At 62.2% G+C, this 16,039-nt stretch carries 11 protein-coding genes and 1 pseudogene; 6 read left to right on the top strand and 6 right to left on the bottom strand.

Annotation, left to right across the window (positions count from 1 at the left end; all coding sequences use genetic code 11):
• Positions 1 to 151, top strand: a pseudogene (locus KHP60_RS20870) (IS256 family transposase); the annotation flags it as partial.
• A gap of 42 nt (positions 152 to 193) precedes the next feature.
• On the top strand, positions 194 to 922 hold the full coding sequence (locus KHP60_RS20875; RefSeq protein WP_311925218.1) for a 3-hydroxybutyrate dehydrogenase: 729 nt from the start codon (positions 194 to 196) through the stop codon (positions 920 to 922).
• A 76-nt stretch (positions 923 to 998) separates the two neighbouring features.
• On the opposite strand, the gene KHP60_RS20880 is transcribed toward KHP60_RS20875, so the two are convergent.
• A complete protein-coding gene (locus tag KHP60_RS20880; RefSeq protein ID WP_213566230.1) occupies positions 999 to 6,560 on the bottom strand; it encodes a trifunctional serine/threonine-protein kinase/ATP-binding protein/sensor histidine kinase in 5,562 nt (1,853 codons plus the stop codon).
• Between the two features lie 338 nt (positions 6,561 to 6,898).
• Here KHP60_RS20880 and KHP60_RS20885 point away from each other — a divergent pair, with 338 nt between their 5' ends.
• The 4 genes from KHP60_RS20885 to KHP60_RS20900 all read left to right on the top strand — a co-directional run bounded on the left by KHP60_RS20885 (position 6,899) and on the right by KHP60_RS20900 (position 10,897).
• The gene (locus KHP60_RS20885) at positions 6,899 to 7,933 is read left to right on the top strand and encodes an HlyD family secretion protein (RefSeq protein ID WP_213566231.1); all 1,035 of its coding nucleotides are present in this window, start codon (positions 6,899 to 6,901) and stop codon (positions 7,931 to 7,933) included.
• The gene (locus KHP60_RS20890; RefSeq protein ID WP_213566232.1) at positions 7,930 to 9,702 is read left to right on the top strand and encodes an MFS transporter; all 1,773 of its coding nucleotides are present in this window, start codon (positions 7,930 to 7,932) and stop codon (positions 9,700 to 9,702) included. The genes KHP60_RS20885 and KHP60_RS20890 overlap by 4 nt, the downstream gene beginning before the upstream one ends.
• Before the next feature lie 71 nt (positions 9,703 to 9,773).
• The gene (locus KHP60_RS20895) at positions 9,774 to 10,421 is read left to right on the top strand and encodes a TetR/AcrR family transcriptional regulator (RefSeq protein ID WP_213566233.1); all 648 of its coding nucleotides are present in this window, start codon (positions 9,774 to 9,776) and stop codon (positions 10,419 to 10,421) included.
• Positions 10,418 to 10,897 carry a hypothetical protein gene (locus tag KHP60_RS20900; protein WP_213566234.1) on the top strand — a complete coding sequence of 160 codons (480 nt, stop codon included), beginning with the start codon at positions 10,418 to 10,420 and terminating at the stop codon, positions 10,895 to 10,897. The genes KHP60_RS20895 and KHP60_RS20900 overlap by 4 nt, the downstream gene beginning before the upstream one ends.
• Positions 10,898 to 10,958: 61 nt before the next feature.
• Here KHP60_RS20900 and KHP60_RS20905 read toward each other — a convergent pair whose 3' ends face one another.
• The 5 genes from KHP60_RS20905 to KHP60_RS20925 form a co-directional block, all read right to left on the bottom strand.
• A complete protein-coding gene (locus tag KHP60_RS20905) occupies positions 10,959 to 11,549 on the bottom strand; it encodes a DUF2585 domain-containing protein (protein ID WP_311925219.1) in 591 nt (196 codons plus the stop codon).
• 91 nt (positions 11,550 to 11,640) lie between these two features.
• Positions 11,641 to 12,699 (bottom strand): alpha/beta hydrolase, encoded by a 1,059-nt coding sequence (locus tag KHP60_RS20910; protein ID WP_249688987.1) that lies wholly within the window; start codon positions 12,697 to 12,699, stop codon positions 11,641 to 11,643.
• Between the two features lie 189 nt (positions 12,700 to 12,888).
• The gene (locus KHP60_RS25290; RefSeq protein WP_249688988.1) at positions 12,889 to 13,818 is read right to left on the bottom strand and encodes a hypothetical protein; all 930 of its coding nucleotides are present in this window, start codon (positions 13,816 to 13,818) and stop codon (positions 12,889 to 12,891) included.
• On the bottom strand, positions 13,815 to 14,327 hold the full coding sequence (locus KHP60_RS20920; RefSeq protein WP_213566236.1) for a hypothetical protein: 513 nt from the start codon (positions 14,325 to 14,327) through the stop codon (positions 13,815 to 13,817). Before KHP60_RS20920 ends, KHP60_RS25290 begins: the two co-directional genes overlap by 4 nt.
• A gap of 3 nt (positions 14,328 to 14,330) precedes the next feature.
• Entirely contained in the window at positions 14,331 to 15,545 is a 1,215-nt protein-coding gene (locus tag KHP60_RS20925) for a macrolide family glycosyltransferase (RefSeq protein WP_213566237.1), read from the bottom strand.
• Positions 15,546 to 16,039: the final 494 nt, after the last annotated feature.

Genomic DNA, 16,039 nt, shown 5'->3' on the forward strand with positions numbered 1-16,039 from the left:
TCCCAACGACCGGGCGGTGATCCGGCTGGTGGGAGCCCTGATGCTGGAGCAGAACGATGAATGGGCGGTGAGCCGGCGCTACATGTCGCTGGAAAGTCTGAGCGCGTTGAGCGATGATCCCGTTCGCAGGCTGTCAGCCGTGACCGCCTGAGCAACCCGGCTCAGCCGAGGACTGGCGCTCTTACACCACGCCGTGGGACACGATCAACTGGCCCGGCTGGGGGCGGACATCGTCTTGAATGGCCTTGGCGATGCCGACGAGATCGAGGCGACTCGCAGCGGGCTCGAGCGCAACCACCGTGTACGTGCGGTCTACAACAAAGCTGACATGTCGGACGGAGAAGCCGTGCGTGGTTTGATCGCCACCACGGTCGAGACGTTCGGGCGCCTTGACATCTTGGTGAATAATGCCGGCATCCAGTTCACCGCGCCTGTGGAGGAATTCCCGCCCGCCAAGTGGGATGCCATTCTGGCGATCAATCTATCGGCGGCATTCCACGGCATTGCAGCCGCTGTGCCCCTGATGAGGAAGCAGGGTTGGGGGCGGATCGTCAACATCGCCTCCGCTCACGGCCTCGTCGGTTCACCCCATAAGGCCGCCTACGTCGCAGCCAAGCATGGGCTTGTCGGTCTGACCAAGGTGGTTGGCCTTGAGACTGCCGGGAGTGGCGTGACCTGCAATGCGGTTTGCCCTGGCTGGGTGCTGACACCATTGGTTGAGAAGCAGATCGGCTACATTGCCGCAGAGAAGCAGATCAGCGAGAAGGAGGCGACGAAGGAGCTGCTGGCGGAAAAGCAGCCGTCCCTGGAGTTTGTTTCCTCTACGCAACTCGGCGGCACCGTGGCCTTCCTGTGTTCGCCCGCAGCAGACCAGATCACAGGCACGGCGATCTCCGTCGACGGCGGCTGGACGGCGCGGTAGCCCAATGCGACTGAGTTCGCAGCGACGGCCGGCCGCTCCCTTGGGCCGGCTGTCCTCAGTCTGACGGGCTGCACCGTCACTCTTGGAACATCTGATTAGCGTGCTCGAAGGAAGCGCCCTCCTCCGACCGAGGGAGAGAAAATTGAAACATGGCTCCCCGTGGTTCGTTCGCGCTTGCCCACAAGCGTCCGCCGTGTGCGTCGACAATCGAACGGCAGATCGACAGTCCCATGCCCATGCCGGCCGGCTTCGTGGTATAGAAGGCTTCGAAGACACGGTCGGTGCTTGGCAGGCCGGGGCCTGAGTCCCGCACGGTGACGAGCACGTCCCCCGACCGGGCTGGCTCGGTGCTGATCAGCACTTCGCGCTCACCGTCTCCGACGCCGCTCAGGGCCTCTATGGCGTTGAGGATCAGATTGAGCATCACTTGTTGCAATTGCACACGATCGCCGCGAACAAGCGGCAAAACATCAGCGAGTTCAGCCGTGACTCTGACGCGGCTCTTCATCGCCTCGATGCGGGTGAGCTCAATTACATCAGAGATTAGCCCGTTTATCTCTAGCAGATCCTGCTGCGGCGGTGCCTTCTTGATGAGACCACGGATCCGGTGAATGATCTCGCTCGCTCGGGTGTCATTCTTGATGATTTGAGTGAGCAGTTGCCGCACCTTGTCCAGATCGGGCGATCGCCGTGCCAGCCAGCGCAAAGCCGTCTGGGCGTTGATGACCGTTGCCGTTATGGGTTGGTTCACCTCATGGGCGATCGAGCCCGTCAGCTGACCCATGGTGGTGACGCGGTTCGCATGTGCCAGCTCCATTTGCACCTCGCGGTAGCGGCGCTCGCTTTCGCGGGCCTCGGCCTCCGCCTGCTTGCGTTCCGTCAGATCGAGAATGTAGGCAACGCCTTGGTCGGGCGGTACCTCGAAGGCGGCTGCGCCGATCAGAACCGGCACCCGGCTGCCGTCTTTCCGGAAGTATTCCTTCTCGCGGGCTCGCATCATGCCGGTCGCCTGAAGCTCTTTGGCCTCCTCGAGGACATGCGCTTCCTGCCATTCCGGAGGTGTCATGTCGAACCATCGCATTCCTGCCTTCAGATCCTCGCGGTCGTACTGAACCATGCGGAGAAAGGCATCGTTGGCATCGAGCAGACGGCCGTCTAGGTCCCAGATGACGATCCCGATCACGTCAGAGTCAACCAGGCGCCGGATCCTGCCTTCGCGTTCCGCCAAGTCCCGGTACAGGCGGGTATTCTCGAGGGAGATCGCCGCCTGTGAGGCGAGCAGCTTCAGCACCGCAATCCGGGCCGGCGCAAAGACGCGGGGGGCCAAATTGTTCTCAAGATACAGCACCCCAATGACCTTGGCCTGGTTGAGGAGCGGCAGACAAAGAACCGAACGGGCTTGCCGCTGGCGAATATAGTCATCGTCGGAGAATTGGGACCGAACGGCGGCATCGTCGAGGATAGCGCTCTCCCCGGTGCGCAGAACATAATGGAGCACCGTCACCGGCAGCACAGATGTGGCCACAGGCTCGTTGCATAGATGTGCGATTGCCACATTGTTGCTGGTGGTAGCCTCTGCCGCGACGTGCTGCTCACCCCCTTGCGAAAGAATGAGCAAGCCTCGCTCGGCACCTGCCTGCTCGACCGCAGTGCGCATGAGACTGTCGATAAGTTTTTCCAGAACCATCTCTCCTGAGATGGCGTGCGAGACTTTGATGACCGTGGTCAGGTCCAAGAGGTCCGCAGGCGCCAAGATGGTGCTCGTCGGTGTCGCGATCAGCCATTTTTTCTTGAGGTGTGGGTACAACTGGTCGAGCTGTGCAACTTTGCCGTCGGCGCCCCACCGCTCGTAGTGACGGCGTGCTTCGAGCAAGTACGCATCTGCAAACGTTTGGAAGCCGCGACCAGCGTAGAAGCGTGCGGCGACCTCGTAGGCGATCCCTTCAGTGTTGATAAAGCCGTCGCGGTGCGCCGAGTGGATGGCCTGCTCGTAAAGCCGTTCGGCCTCAAGCAGGCGGCCTTCGATACGGGCAATTTCCGCGCCGATCAGTGCGGTGCGGTTCTCAAAATTCTCTGGGCACTGCTGCAACCATATCTCGTGCTGCCTCTGGTGAGCGGCAAGAGCCTCGAAATGCTGGTGCCGCAAATCGTCAGGTGCGGAATCATAGGCCGCTGCTCGCGAGAGCGCACCGTAAAAGTGATACTCAGCTGTTTCGAAGAAAGCGGGCGATGCCCAAAGCAGCCGCTTAGCATTCAAGGACGCGTCGACTGCCGCAAGATAATCGCCCGCAAAGAAGCGGGCTTGCAGCTTTCGGATCCAATACCAGCACTCTGGCAGTGCCAATACGGGGTTACTTGCTAGATGACGTTCGAACCGAAGCTCGTCGAATCGTTCATCATTGAAAGCACCGAAAGTCGCTGTTAAGCCACGGAGCGTCCGGATCAGCCCAAGTTGCGCGGTGATGCAATCTATGACGAGAACGAACCGGATGCCGGTCGCAAAGGCGAGGCCAGTCACAGCCTCGCGCTGCACCTCCGCCAAAGGGGCTCCCGCCACGAGAGAGGTCGTGTTCAGGACGTTGCAGCTGTAGGCGGCGTAGGTGAGATCGCCTATTTCATACGCGGCATCGAAACAGCGGCGATGGAGCTCCCTTGCTGTCTCAACGTGTTTCGCCCATGGAATGATCAGGGTCGCAAACGACATATGGGTGCGGGCCTGATAGCGATGCAAGCCACGCTTCTCTGCCAGATCGCAACCAAGCTTGCCAAATCGGAGCCCAGCCGGATAGTTTCCGAAATGAGATCCCGCGAGCATACCCAGCCATACATAGGCGTAGCACGACCCATCAGTGTTGCCATGCTCCAGACTCAAGCTGACCATCCGACAGATCACGAGAGCAAGAAATCGCGGATCAAGGAATAAGGCGGGTGTCACGATCTCGGTGAAAACATCCAGAACATCAAGGACTTCCGGATCGGTCATCAGGGGCAAGTCAACGATGTCTTCGATCTCGCGTTCCCCGAGCAAGGACCATACGCGGTTATACTCTCGCAATACTTCCTCTTCGGAAGGACGCGGCGACCACTTCATGCCACGACCTCTTAAGTACTCGAGAAAGACCTCGATGGCACGTTCGCTGCGGTCTAACGTGGTGTACAGCGTCAAACGCAATCGCGTGACGAGAGCGACATCATGAACGCTTCCTGCCCGTTTGGCCAACATGGACAGCCGCGTTTCTGCGGCGTCCATAGCCGTGGTCAGCAACTCGCACTCGGCCACGAGAACCTGGATCGAGAAGATCAGGTCGTAATTGTCCGTCCAACTCTCATCGGTTAACAGGTCCAGTCCGGCGTGAAGGTACTTCAGCGCGGAGGTGTACGCGGTTGAGAGCTTCGCGCGCCTGCCAGCAAGGAGGTTGAGCTCAGCGATACGAGCACGCTCCGCATTCGACGTTATCAGGTGAGCGCCATGGTTGAACTGGTTGACGATCTCGAAGATTCCTTCCTCAAGTCTGTCCAGAGGCGTGTGGGTTGCCAGCAACATGCCAATGCGGAGGTGGGCCTCTGCCCGAAGCTCGCGCGGGATGAGCGAGTACGCCGCCTCGTGAACGCGGTCGTGAAGGAAGTGATAGGAGTCTTGCGTGCGCACAACAAAGCCCGCCTCGACCGCTTCCGCGAGATGCGTATGCATCTGCTCTGCCGCATCCTGGTAGACCACGTGTAACATCGTGAACGCTGCGTTGTTGCCCAGGCAGGCGAGTTGCTTCAATGCGTTCTGACAATCAGGGGTTAGGCGGCCTAGTTTCCGGGCCATCAGGTCCGCCACATTTTCAGTATATCCCCTGGCGTGAATGCGATGCAGGTCCCAAGACCATTGTCCTTCAGCATGATCGAAGGTGAGCAAGCCCTCGTCGCAAAGTACGAAAAGAAATTGGATCGCAAAGAAGGGATTGCCGCTCGTCTTGTCGTAAACCAAGGCCGCGAGCGGGCCAGAATGCTCCGGCTCGCAATGAAGGGAATCTGCAATCAACTGCTCGAGATCTTCACTCGTGAGAGGCGCGAGCACGATATCGTTCAGCACCGCTCCCGCTTGGCGCATGTCGTGCAACTTGCGCATTAACGGATGTGCCGAGCCGACTTCATTGTCCCGATAGGCGCCGATCAACAGCAAGTGTCTCACGTCGGGCTGCGTGAGCAAATTCTCCATCAGGTCCAACGTCGCTGCGTCGAGCCACTGCAAGTCATCGAGAAACAAGGTCAAAGGATGCTCGGGCCGGGCAAAGACATTGATAAACCGACGGAATACCAGATGAAACCGGCGCTGGGCGTCCTGCTGCGGAAGATCCGGAACTGGGGGTTGTTCCCCGATGATAAGCGTCAGCTCCGGGATCAGGTTGGTCATGAGCCGGCCGTTCGGGCCGAGTGCCTCCCGCAGGGCCTCACGCCAGCGAGCTAGGTCCACCTCATCCTTGCCAAGGATCTGGCGGACGAGGCCTTGGAAGGCCTGAGCCACCGTGGCGTATGGGATGTCGCGCTTGTACTGGTCAAACTTTCCGGCGGCGAACAGGCCACCTGGCGGCACCAGCACCCTGTGCAGCTCGTTCACCACCGAGGACTTGCCGATGCCGGAGTAGCCGGACACCAACATCAACTCCACCGTCCCGCCGGCGACCACCCGATCGAAGGCGGCAATCAGCGTGTCAATCTCGGCTTGGCGCCCATACAGCCTCTCGGGGATCAGCAGCCGGTCTGACCTGTCCTGCCGGCCCAGTGGGAAGTCATCGATGCGGCCGTGGGCCTCCCATTCGGACAAGCAGTGCCGCAGATCGCGCTCAACGCCGCCAGCGGTCTGGTACCGCTCTTCGGGCGTCTTAGCGAGCAGCTTCATGATGATCGCCGCGACCGGGCCCGGGACATGCTCCACCCGGTCGTTCGGGGCGATAGGCTGTCGAGCGATATGGCAGTGGACCCACTCCATAGGGTCGGAAGCGGTGAACGGGAGCGCGCCCGTGAGCATCTGGTAGAGTGTGACACCAAGAGCGTAGAGGTCGCTGCGGGCATCGATCGAGCGGTTGATGCGCCCGGTCTGCTCAGGCGCCATGTACGGGAGGGTACCGGCGATGATCTCAGGGGCTTCAGGCGCTTGGCGCTTACGCGCCAGGCGCGATGCAATCCCGAACCCGGTGAGCCGCACGTTTCCATCCGCACAGCCGACTATAATGTTACCCGGCTTTATATCCTTGTGAATCAGGCCGTGTTGGTGGACCCTGCCAAGGGCTATGGCTGTGTCGATCGCTAGGGGGAGGAAGCGTTCCACCTCCAAAGGTGAGCCGAGCCGGCTGGCAAGCGGCTCGCCGCCCGGATCCTCGAGTACCAGCTTGGCTCGACCACCATCATGCGTCAGCTCGAGTGGACGCATCGCCCAGGCTGGGTCGAGTTCATCTCTTAAGCTGAATTCGTGAGAAAGGCGATCGTGAGTGGCGGCTGACGGGTATTCTGCGACGGGAACCACCACCAGCGCTGTGGTCCGGTCGGCGCCAGCGTAGCTCACCCGTCTGCACAAGGCGCGTTCATCATCCTCCCATAAAACCTGGAGGCTGTCGGCTCCCTCACCGCCGGCCTGAGAGGTTGAGTCCATCCGGGGCTCCGCTGGCAGGCAGATTGTTTGCGGTCGGTCTCATCACAGTCCGGCCACGATCAGGTTAAACCCGCTACTGCGCCATTGCTAGAGGATGATGGGCAATGCTCGCTCGATAAGCCTTCGACCCATATCCTACTTCGATCTACGTCGTCGCGGGTGGTACCTAACCTTCAGTATAGTCTTCGTAGACTTATCGAGTGGGCCTCCACGCCACCGGCTCAATGGTGCGACCTCTCTTGTGCAGGCATGCTTCTGGACCATGCGGTAAGCCTCTCTTGACCGGTAATGAGTATTACCGTAAAAGGAGCTGGTAACACACATTACCGGAGGGCGCCATGGCGCGTCTTAGCAAGAAGAAGCGGATCGGCATCCTGTTGTGCCTTGGTGCAGGTGTCGTCACTGCGGCCGGTTGGGCTTGGGCCCGCTCAAGTGACGAGACCTCAACCGACAACGCCTACATCCGCGGCGACGTGACCTCCCTCGCCCCGAAGGTTGCAGGCTACGTCACCACGGTCGAGGTTGAGGACAACCAAACGGTCCGGGCGGGTGACGTGTTGTTCCGGATCGACGATCGGGACTACCGCGCCCGGCTTGCCCAAGCGGTGGCCAATATCGAAGCGGCCCAGGCTCGCCTCACCAATGTCGATGCGGAGACCCAGCTTCAGCACGCTCTCATCCGGCAGGCCGAAGCCCAGAAGCAATCGGCTGTCGCCGAGTTGAACCGCGCGACCAAGGCCTCGGACCGCCACCGCCAGCTGATCCGCAGCAATGCCGTCAGTCAGGCCCAGATCGATGAGAGTGACGCGGCGCGATCGCGGGCCGAGGCGGGCGTATCGGCAGCGGCGGCCACGGTCGAGGCTCAGCAGCGGCGCATCGCCGTTCTTGTAACCCAGCGCGAAGCGGCTGTGGCGGCCGTGGCGCAGGCCCAGGCTGCACGCGACCTCGCCCAGATCGATCTCGACAACACCGTGGTCCGGGCACCGATCAGTGGCGTGATCGGCAACCGCCAGGTTCGCATCGGCCGGCTGGTCGCGCCGGGCGCCTCTTTGCTCGATATCGTCCCGGTCGCCGATGTGTGGATCGTGGCAAACTTCAAGGAAACCCAGCTTGAACATATCCGGCCCGGACAGCACGCCCGGATCTCTGTTGATGGCTATCCGAATGAGGTGCTTGAAGGTGTGGTGGACAGCTTTGCGCCGGGCAGCGGGTCCGCCTTCAGCCTGCTTCCCGCGGACAATGCGACGGGCAACTTCGTTCGCGTCGTCCAGCGCGTTCCCGTCAAGATCCGGTTCGCCAACAACCCGTTGCCAGGCCGCCTCGTGCCTGGCCTGTCGGCGCGGGTTGAGATCACCGAAGGCAGCGGCTCATGACCACGGCGGTGGTCGCCTTGCCGAGCCATGGCAAGCCTGCGACAGGAGCTCTTCTTGTTACAGCCATCGTGCTGGCGGCGCTGACGGAGGCGATTGCCAGCACCGTCCTGTCACTCGGACGCGCCGATATCATCGGCGACATCTATGCCACGCCGGATGAGTTCGCCTGGCTGGATGTTGGATACACCGCTTTCAAGATGATTGGGTTCATCGCCGCTCCCTGGCTGATGACCCGGATCAATCTACGCAGCCTGATCATCGGGGCGACACTCGTGATGGGCACGGCCTGTGGCCTGGCTGCCTTCACGGCTCGGTTGGACCTGCTGATCGCGCTTCGCGTCTTCCAGGGTCTTTCCGGCGGTATTCTCCTGGTCGTCGGCCAAGCGATCATCTTTCTCGCTTATCCGCGAACCTACCAGCCGATCCTGCAGGCTCTGTTTGCTATGGGGTCCGTCGTGGCCCCTGCGACCATCGCGCCAGCTCTCCAAGGCTGGCTGCTCGATACCCACTCCTGGACCTGGATCTTCTTCAGCGTTGTTCCGGTGGCTATGGCGGCGGCCGGCCTCCTGCTGATGGTCGATGGCCCGGCTCCCAGTAAGGCCACGCCGCGTCCGTTCGATTGGATCGGCTTCGCGCTGGTCTCCACCACTCTTTTGTGCTTCACCTACGTTCTCAGTCAGGGCAGTCGGTGGGACTGGTTCGAGGAGCCTCGCATCGTGTGGCTGACCGTAGTCGGCTCAGCCGCCCTGCTGGCGTTTCTCGGTCAGCAGGTCATGACCAGCCCGCGCAGCCTACTCGACTTTACAGCGTTTCGGTCAGATGATTTTACCTTTGCCTTCATCGTCAGCTTTGTTGCCGGCGCCGCCTTATTCGGAAGCGCGTTCCTGATCCCCGCGTTTGCCGTCTCCGTCCTCGCGTTCACGCCAACCGGTGCCGGCCTTCTCTTATTGCCAAGTGGCGCTCTTTTTGTCGGAGCGCTCCTGCTCGCCGCTTTCCTCTTCCAAGTGCGCCGTGTTGCTCCATTCGCGACTGTACCGTTCGGAATTCTGATGATCATGGTAGCGATGTGGATGCTGTCCGGATCGACCAGTCAAAGCGGCGCCGACGACATGATGGGCGCCATCCTGCTGCGCGGCCTGGGCCTCGGGTTCCTGTTTCTGTCGATCACCCTAATCGCTTTCAGCACTCTCAACGGCGCTAATCTGGCCTCCGGCATCGGGCTCTTCAACACGGGCCGTCAGCTTGGCGGTCTCATGGGCGTCGCGGGACTTCAGACCCTGATCGAGCACAACGTTGCGGGCAACCTCGCGGTGCTCGGCTCCCACGTCTCCGCAGGCGTTCCGGCAATCAGCGAGCGGTTAACGGCAATGACAGCCATGCTGGTGGCAAAAGGAATGGACGCCGCGGGGGCCGGACGCGCCGCCATGAGCCTTCTGGGGCGGATCGTTGCAGGTCAGTCGACCGTGATTGCCTTTGATACGGCGTTCAATGCGGTCGCTATACTCTTTCTCATCGCCGCGCCCGTGCTGGTCACCATCAAGATCGGCCTCGCCCGGTATGCGAAGGCGCAGGCTGCGAAGTCGCCGGGGACGGTTGGGGTCCAACCTCGGCCCCAGGTGAAGCCGAAGCGCGAAGAGAACCCACGTCAGGTGGTTCAGCTGTACAGTGGAGCGCGCTCAAACCTCGCCGATCGTCCAGCCCAACAACAATATTCCGACAGCGTGATGCTCAGCCTGCAGTCCTGTGCCCCCTCCACGCAGACTCTATGAGCATCCCGCCGGGCCCTGGCATTGCTGTCAGGGCCCACCCCTGACCACGGTACAGGCATTGAGGATCTACCATGCACGGAGCGGCATCCCCCGCGAGCGGCAAACGAGTTTCTGATCGTCGAAGTATCCCGAAGAGTCGTCAGATCCTGAACGGTGCCCGAGAGATCTTTCTGCTGAGCGGCTATGCGGAGGCCACCATGGAGGAGATCGCAACGAAGGCCCAGGTCTCTAAGGGTACGCTTTACAATCACTTCGACAGCAAGGACGATCTGTTCAGGGCTCTCATTCATTCTGAGGCCGGACGGATTGCAGAGGAACTGCCAACGCCTGCTTTGGAGGATCCGAACCCAGCCTCGGCTCTGAGGCAGATGGGGCTTGCAATTCTTAAAGTGATGGAGGCCCCAGCGACAGTGGCGACGCTGCGTCTCATCGTCGGTTCGCTTGGCCGTTTCCCCCGCCTGGGAGGAGAGTTCCTTACGCACAGCCTTGGTCCGACGGTCGAGCAGATCGCGATATACCTCACCATTCATGAGGCCGCCGGTGGCATCCAGATCCTCGATAAGCATGCAGCGGCGGAGCGGTTTACGAGGTGGTGCCTGGCGCATGTGATGGAGCGCATTCTCATGCCTGACCAGCCCCAGCGAACGGCGGAGGACTGCTCCGCGTGGGTGGAGTGGATGTTGTCGCCAGCCGTCTCCCCGTGGGGTGCAAAGACATGAATGATCTCCTGTCGTCGCCTCCTCATCGCGACCTGGTCAGTTTTCGGCGGAAACCTCTCCATCGCGTTCTTCTGCTACCCAGATACCGGGACATTGCACTGCCCGTTCGCTCCCGAGGCCATAGGTGGCGGGGTATTCTGTGCGTCGGCTGTCTGGTCGCTGCATTGATTGTTGGTTTCGCCGTCCAAGCTGATGAGTTTGACCCCCTGATCGTCTATGAAGAGGCGAGAGTTTTGAATGATCAATGGCAGAACTGCGCCGCGACCGTCGTAAAAGGACGACTGCGGGCGGATCAGACGGCGGAGCAGCTTGCAGAGCAAGCACTTGAGCGATGCCGTGCAAGGCAGAACAGCCTCAACCGCTTCTTGATTAAGAGAATCGGGGCGACGAGCGCCAGCAACGTGGTCGAGGTTCTGCGCGATAAGTATCAGTCAGGGTTGATTGTTGCCATCGCCGAGCTGAGAGCACGCAATTAGACCTGCCCGGCAGATCGCTTCTGAGCATCAGGACGTCTAGGTCGGCTTCATAGCGCTCGGGTCATCTCCCCGCTTGCCACTGGTTGATGGCCTCAACAGGGAAGATCAGCATGATGATGTTGAGGAGGAGGTTATCACGGATCCAGTATCCGACGATCAGTTCCATGAGCAGTGCGACCACCACCGTGAGCCAAACGGGCCAGATCCGGGCGAGCCAGAAGCCGGCGACCATGGCAATGACATCCATGATCGAGTTGATGACGCTGTCGCCATAATAGCTGAGAGCGATATTCGTTGCCCGGTAGCGGTCGATGACAGTGTTCGTGTTCTCGGCGATCTCCCATGTACATTCGACACCAAGAGCCATCAGGAGCGCCACGCCCAGCGGCAGAGACTTCCCTCGTACTAAGCCGACGAGCCACGTTCCGCCATAGAACAGGAAGCCGTGGATGACGTGGGACGGAGTGTACCAGTCGGTCAGGTGCTGGGAATTACCAGAATCGTTGACTGTCCCGTGCCATAGCTCGATCGTCCCGCAGGTGCAGATCGCCGTCCGGCCCATAGCGAGCAGGATACCAGCCGTAAGCACGATCAGACCCAGGGAAAGACCGACATAGAGCGTGGTCCGCGCCCTGGGAGGCTTGTTCCCCACGGGCGCGGGTGCCGCAGTGCAGTTTTCCGTTCCTTGCAATGACGTCATCTTGCCCTGGCCTACCTTCAACTTCGCTGATCAGATTGGCCGTTTACCGGTCGACTGGCTCTAGCGTCGAGGTCGCGGCTCTAAACACAAATGCACCGGGTCCGGCGTAGCGTCTGGCCAGTGGATCTTCGATCTGCGCTTGAAATTTTGAGTAAAGTGCTACCATCGCGGTGAAGCGTGCGTGCCTGAAGCTATCAGACGTCGTCAGCTCCGAGATGTCGATCACGCGGGCGCCATATCGCTTGGCCGCAGCCTGAACCCATGGATCGTGGACATCGTCCGAGCCGACACGTCGGCCGCCGGAGATAATGCGGGACAGGGTTAAAGCACTGTCATCGCTCGACACCAGCAGGGTGAGTGGACGAGGAAGCCGGCCGATGACCTCGAGTTGGCGAACCATGTCGACGACGTCGATATCCGGAGCAGCCAACACGACATTCGAAAACCTCTCGATCACCGCCCGCCGACGCTCGCGGCTCATTTTTGCCAGCGTCTCCATTGTGAGCCATCCTCCCATGCTGTGAGCCAGCAACACGACCCGCGCGTTCGGCTCCTCAGCGAGAATTTCCATGGTCCGGGCAAGGCCGTCCGTGGATGCCGCTGCCGCGGCTTTGTCTGCGCTATAGCTCAGCGGCTTCCCCTGGGATGGCCAAGCGAACAGCACCGCAACCCGGTCATCGTGGGCATCCGTCGTGAGTTGGGCGAGCCGATAAACCGTTTCCTGGAAGCTGTTATTATATCCGTGAACGTAAAGTCGGATGAGCCGCCCATCACCCTCCGATCCAGCGATACCGGAACGAAACTCGGCCTCGGAGAGGCGCTCCGCGTCGACGGTAACGAAATCGGTAGCCGGATTAGGTGGATCACTTGGCCACTCGATCGCATCGGCTTGGTGTGTTGGCGGGATCGAGATTACGTACCGGGCAAAGCGAAGTGTCTGCGATTGACCGCTGCTGAACGCAGTTGCCGAGCCGGGCTCTGGTGTTCGCAGTGTCGCGACAAAGATGGTGACGTTCCTTTCACCGCTCTCCGCTGTTGTAGACCGAAGAGCTTCAGGTCCAGGCCGTGAGACACACGCGACAAGCGTGGCGAGCAAGACCAAGTGAGCCACCGGAGTTAACCAGCTTCCGATGACACGATTTGTCCTTGCTACGCCAAGAACCACTTGCCAGCCCTCCCGTTGGCATTTGGTTGAAGTATCTCATCATCTGATATCGGATGGTCATCGACTATCAGCCCAAAGGCGATACTGACCTATGCCAAAGCACAGGGTGACATCGACGCTTTGACATCATTTTTCGAGCGTCTTTGTCGTGCAGTCGCGCCGGATGATCTCGATCACGGTCTCGGTGGTGCGATCGAGATAGCTGCGCCCGTCGGCGAGCCGCGCCGTGGGGCTGATGTAACTCTGCGGGCCAATGTGGGCTGCCGGGTCGAGTGAGTGCACCGTGATTTTCCCAGCGTCCAGGGCCCGGTTCCAGGCGCTGCGCCGCCACAGGCGCCAGCGCTGGGGGAACAGTCCGATGCCCACCCGCTCGATCCAGTCGTTCGCGCTGGTGAGCCGATACAGGTGGAGCGCATGCGTGAGGTCGTTGGCGCCGTTGTGGAAACCACCGAGCGTGATCAGCCATAGCGGAGCGCGGAGCTGTGTGAAGAGCTCCTCGACCGCGCCGGTCGCCACCTGGGCGCCGCCGCTGTAGCAGAGCAGGACGACCGGCATGCCACTGGCGGGCTCGTAGCCTGCGAGCCGGAGTTGGTCGGCGATCTGGGCGCCTACTGCCCGGTTGTACAGCGGGCGGTATCGGTGGTCGGCGGCCACAAAGGTCTGCATGACGTTGTGCAGGAACAGCATAATGCCGACGTGCCGCCGGAGCCAGTCCCACACCGGGCGCCCTACGAGCGGGGCTGCCAGGGGCGAGTAGGGCTGAACCTGGCCCAGCACGCGCAACTCCGGTGCTCCGGCGATGATGGCCTTGACGAATTGGCCGCCGTCGCGCGTATCGGTGAAGCGGCGCTTACCGATCCCGTCCAGGTAGACCACGTAGGCGTCCGGCGGTCGCCCTGGGTCGGCCCCCCTGGCGTAGGGCACCCTAGGCGGGAGCGTGACGACCGGTCTGCGCCGGCCGATGGTGTAAACCATCAGCTCGTGGCGGGCGAGCAAGCCCTCGGCAACCAAAACCGGTCCGAGCGCCAGAAGGACGACGAGCAGGAGCTCGCTCATGCGATCACCTCCCGCTCCCGGGCGCCGGCGATGATCCTCGCGATCAGCCGCCGGACCACCACGACTGTCGCGGCGAGCCCGGCCGCCGCGACGGCGATGCACCCGGCCGCGGTCCACCAGCCCAGTCCCGACGCCGCAACGAGCGGGCCGGCCAGCCCTGCCCCAACACCGGCCAAAAGCAGGATGTGCAGGAACGGCCCGAGGAGCGGGAAGGCGAGGACGGCGGCCAGCAGCAGCGGGGCGACCAGCGCGGGTGTCCAGGCCAACCCGGTCGTGCCGGTCAGCGGGGCCGCGTCAGGCGCCACGACCGGCTGAACCAGGCCGGCGACGGTCCACGCGGCGAGCGGCCACAGCGCGATCACCGTGCCCTCGACGACGGTGCCGGTCACCATCAGCCCGGCCACGAGCCACGCGGACAGCTTAGGCCTGCGAACCACCAGGGGCAGCACCTGCCCGGCACTCTCGGACAGCCCGGCGAGGACCAGCAGGACAATGATGGTCGTCGACATGGTTCAGCGCCCCCGTGCTCGATCGGTCGCGGTGCCTCCGCGGGCGGCGTCGAGGTACCGCTCGAGCTCGTCGGCGGCACGCCGGGCGCCACCCGCCTGCTGCTGTGCGGCACGCTGTGCTGCTGCCGCCTTGCGGAAGCGCGGCTCGTCCAGCAGTCTACGGGTGAGTGCATGCACCGTCTCCGCCGTGGCATCCTCCGTGCGGAGCGCGAGCCCGGCACCGAGTTCGACGACTCGCCGGGCCACCAGCGGCTGGTCCGCGCCCTGCGGTACGACGAGCGTCGGCACCCCGGCTCGCATCGCCTCATTGACACTGTTCATGCCGCCGTGCGTCACGAAGAGCGCCGCCCGGTCCAGCACCTGGAGCTGCGGCACGGATCGGCGGGCCAGCACGTTGGCCGGTAGCGGACCTAGGTCTGCCGGTTCCGTGTGCCCAGTCGAGATGACAACGGTGCCGCCCAGTGGTGCCAGCGCGGTCGCGAAGGTCCGCAGCAGGGCGGCTCCCCCGTCGAACACCGTGCCCAGCGACGCGTACAGCACGGGATCCTCAAGCCGGACGGCGTCAAACTCCGGATCGGTCAGGCGGGAACCGACGCTCGCCCCGACGAACCGGTACGAGGCGTCAAATGCGTCGGCTCCGGGCTGGAACGCGCTGGAGGTAAAGACCAGGTTCAGCGGCTCGCGCACGTTCATCAGGTCGGTCAGGGGCAGTTTGCCGGCGGCGTAGCCGCGGTGCAGAGCCCAGCGTGCGGAGGCGTAACCCCAGCCGATGCGAGGATGGGCCGCCGCGGCGGCCCCCAGCTCGCGGGAGATGCCGGTGGGGCTGGGCACCTGCCGGTTGAACGCGAACGTGGTGAACGTGGCCGCCGCCGGCACACCGAGCTCAAGCGCGGCCACTGCGCCCCATGGACAGGCTGCCCCGTGCACGATCAGGTCAGGCCGGATGCAGCCGAGGTCCGAGAGCACGCTGGGCAGTAGGTCGAGGGCGCTCCGCGCGAGCTCTTTCAGCAACGCGAGGGGGATCGGCGGATCCGGCAGGGGCAGGTCGCCCCCGGGGTAAAGGTGGACCTTCGCACCAGCGGCTTCAATTTGGGCCGCGAACGCGGGAAAGGTGTGGTAGGTCACCGTGTGACCACGCCGGGCGAGCTCTGCTACAACCGGGAGCGTCGGGTTGATGTACCCGTGCATGCCGATGTTGAGGAACGAGACGGTGCTCATCGGCGGCCTCCGGGTGCTGCCGCCACTGGGTCGCGTCGGTACAGGCCGAGGCCAGTGATGACCGGCTCGTCAAGGGACTGGGTTGCCGGTAGCAGCGCGGCATCAGTCAGCCGGGGGGAGTGGCTGAAGTCCCAGAGCACGGGCCAAGCCACCACCAGCGCCATCGTTCCGCCGGCACCGTCATCTAGATCCGTCTTAACGGACCGACTGGAGAGCTTTAGAATTGAGGGTCCGGGCCGGGAGACGCGTGCGACGAGTGCAATGAAAAGTGCTGCGAGCGATGCCCAGCGAGCCAAGGAGACTGGCCAGCGTCCGATGCCTGGGTTCACCCGTGCTCCGTTGAGAACCAACTGCCAGCCCTCCTCGTGGCATTGGGTCCAGTGCCCTGAAGCAACTGTCGCTCATGTGTTCCGGAAACCATCTTTTAGGATCAGAGAGAAATCGGCTACCGACCGAAAGGAGATACTCTCCTATGCCAACGCATAGGCCATCCT

The organism is Microvirga sp. 3-52 (assembly GCF_018383585.1).
GTDB lineage: Bacteria > Pseudomonadota > Alphaproteobacteria > Rhizobiales > Beijerinckiaceae > Microvirga.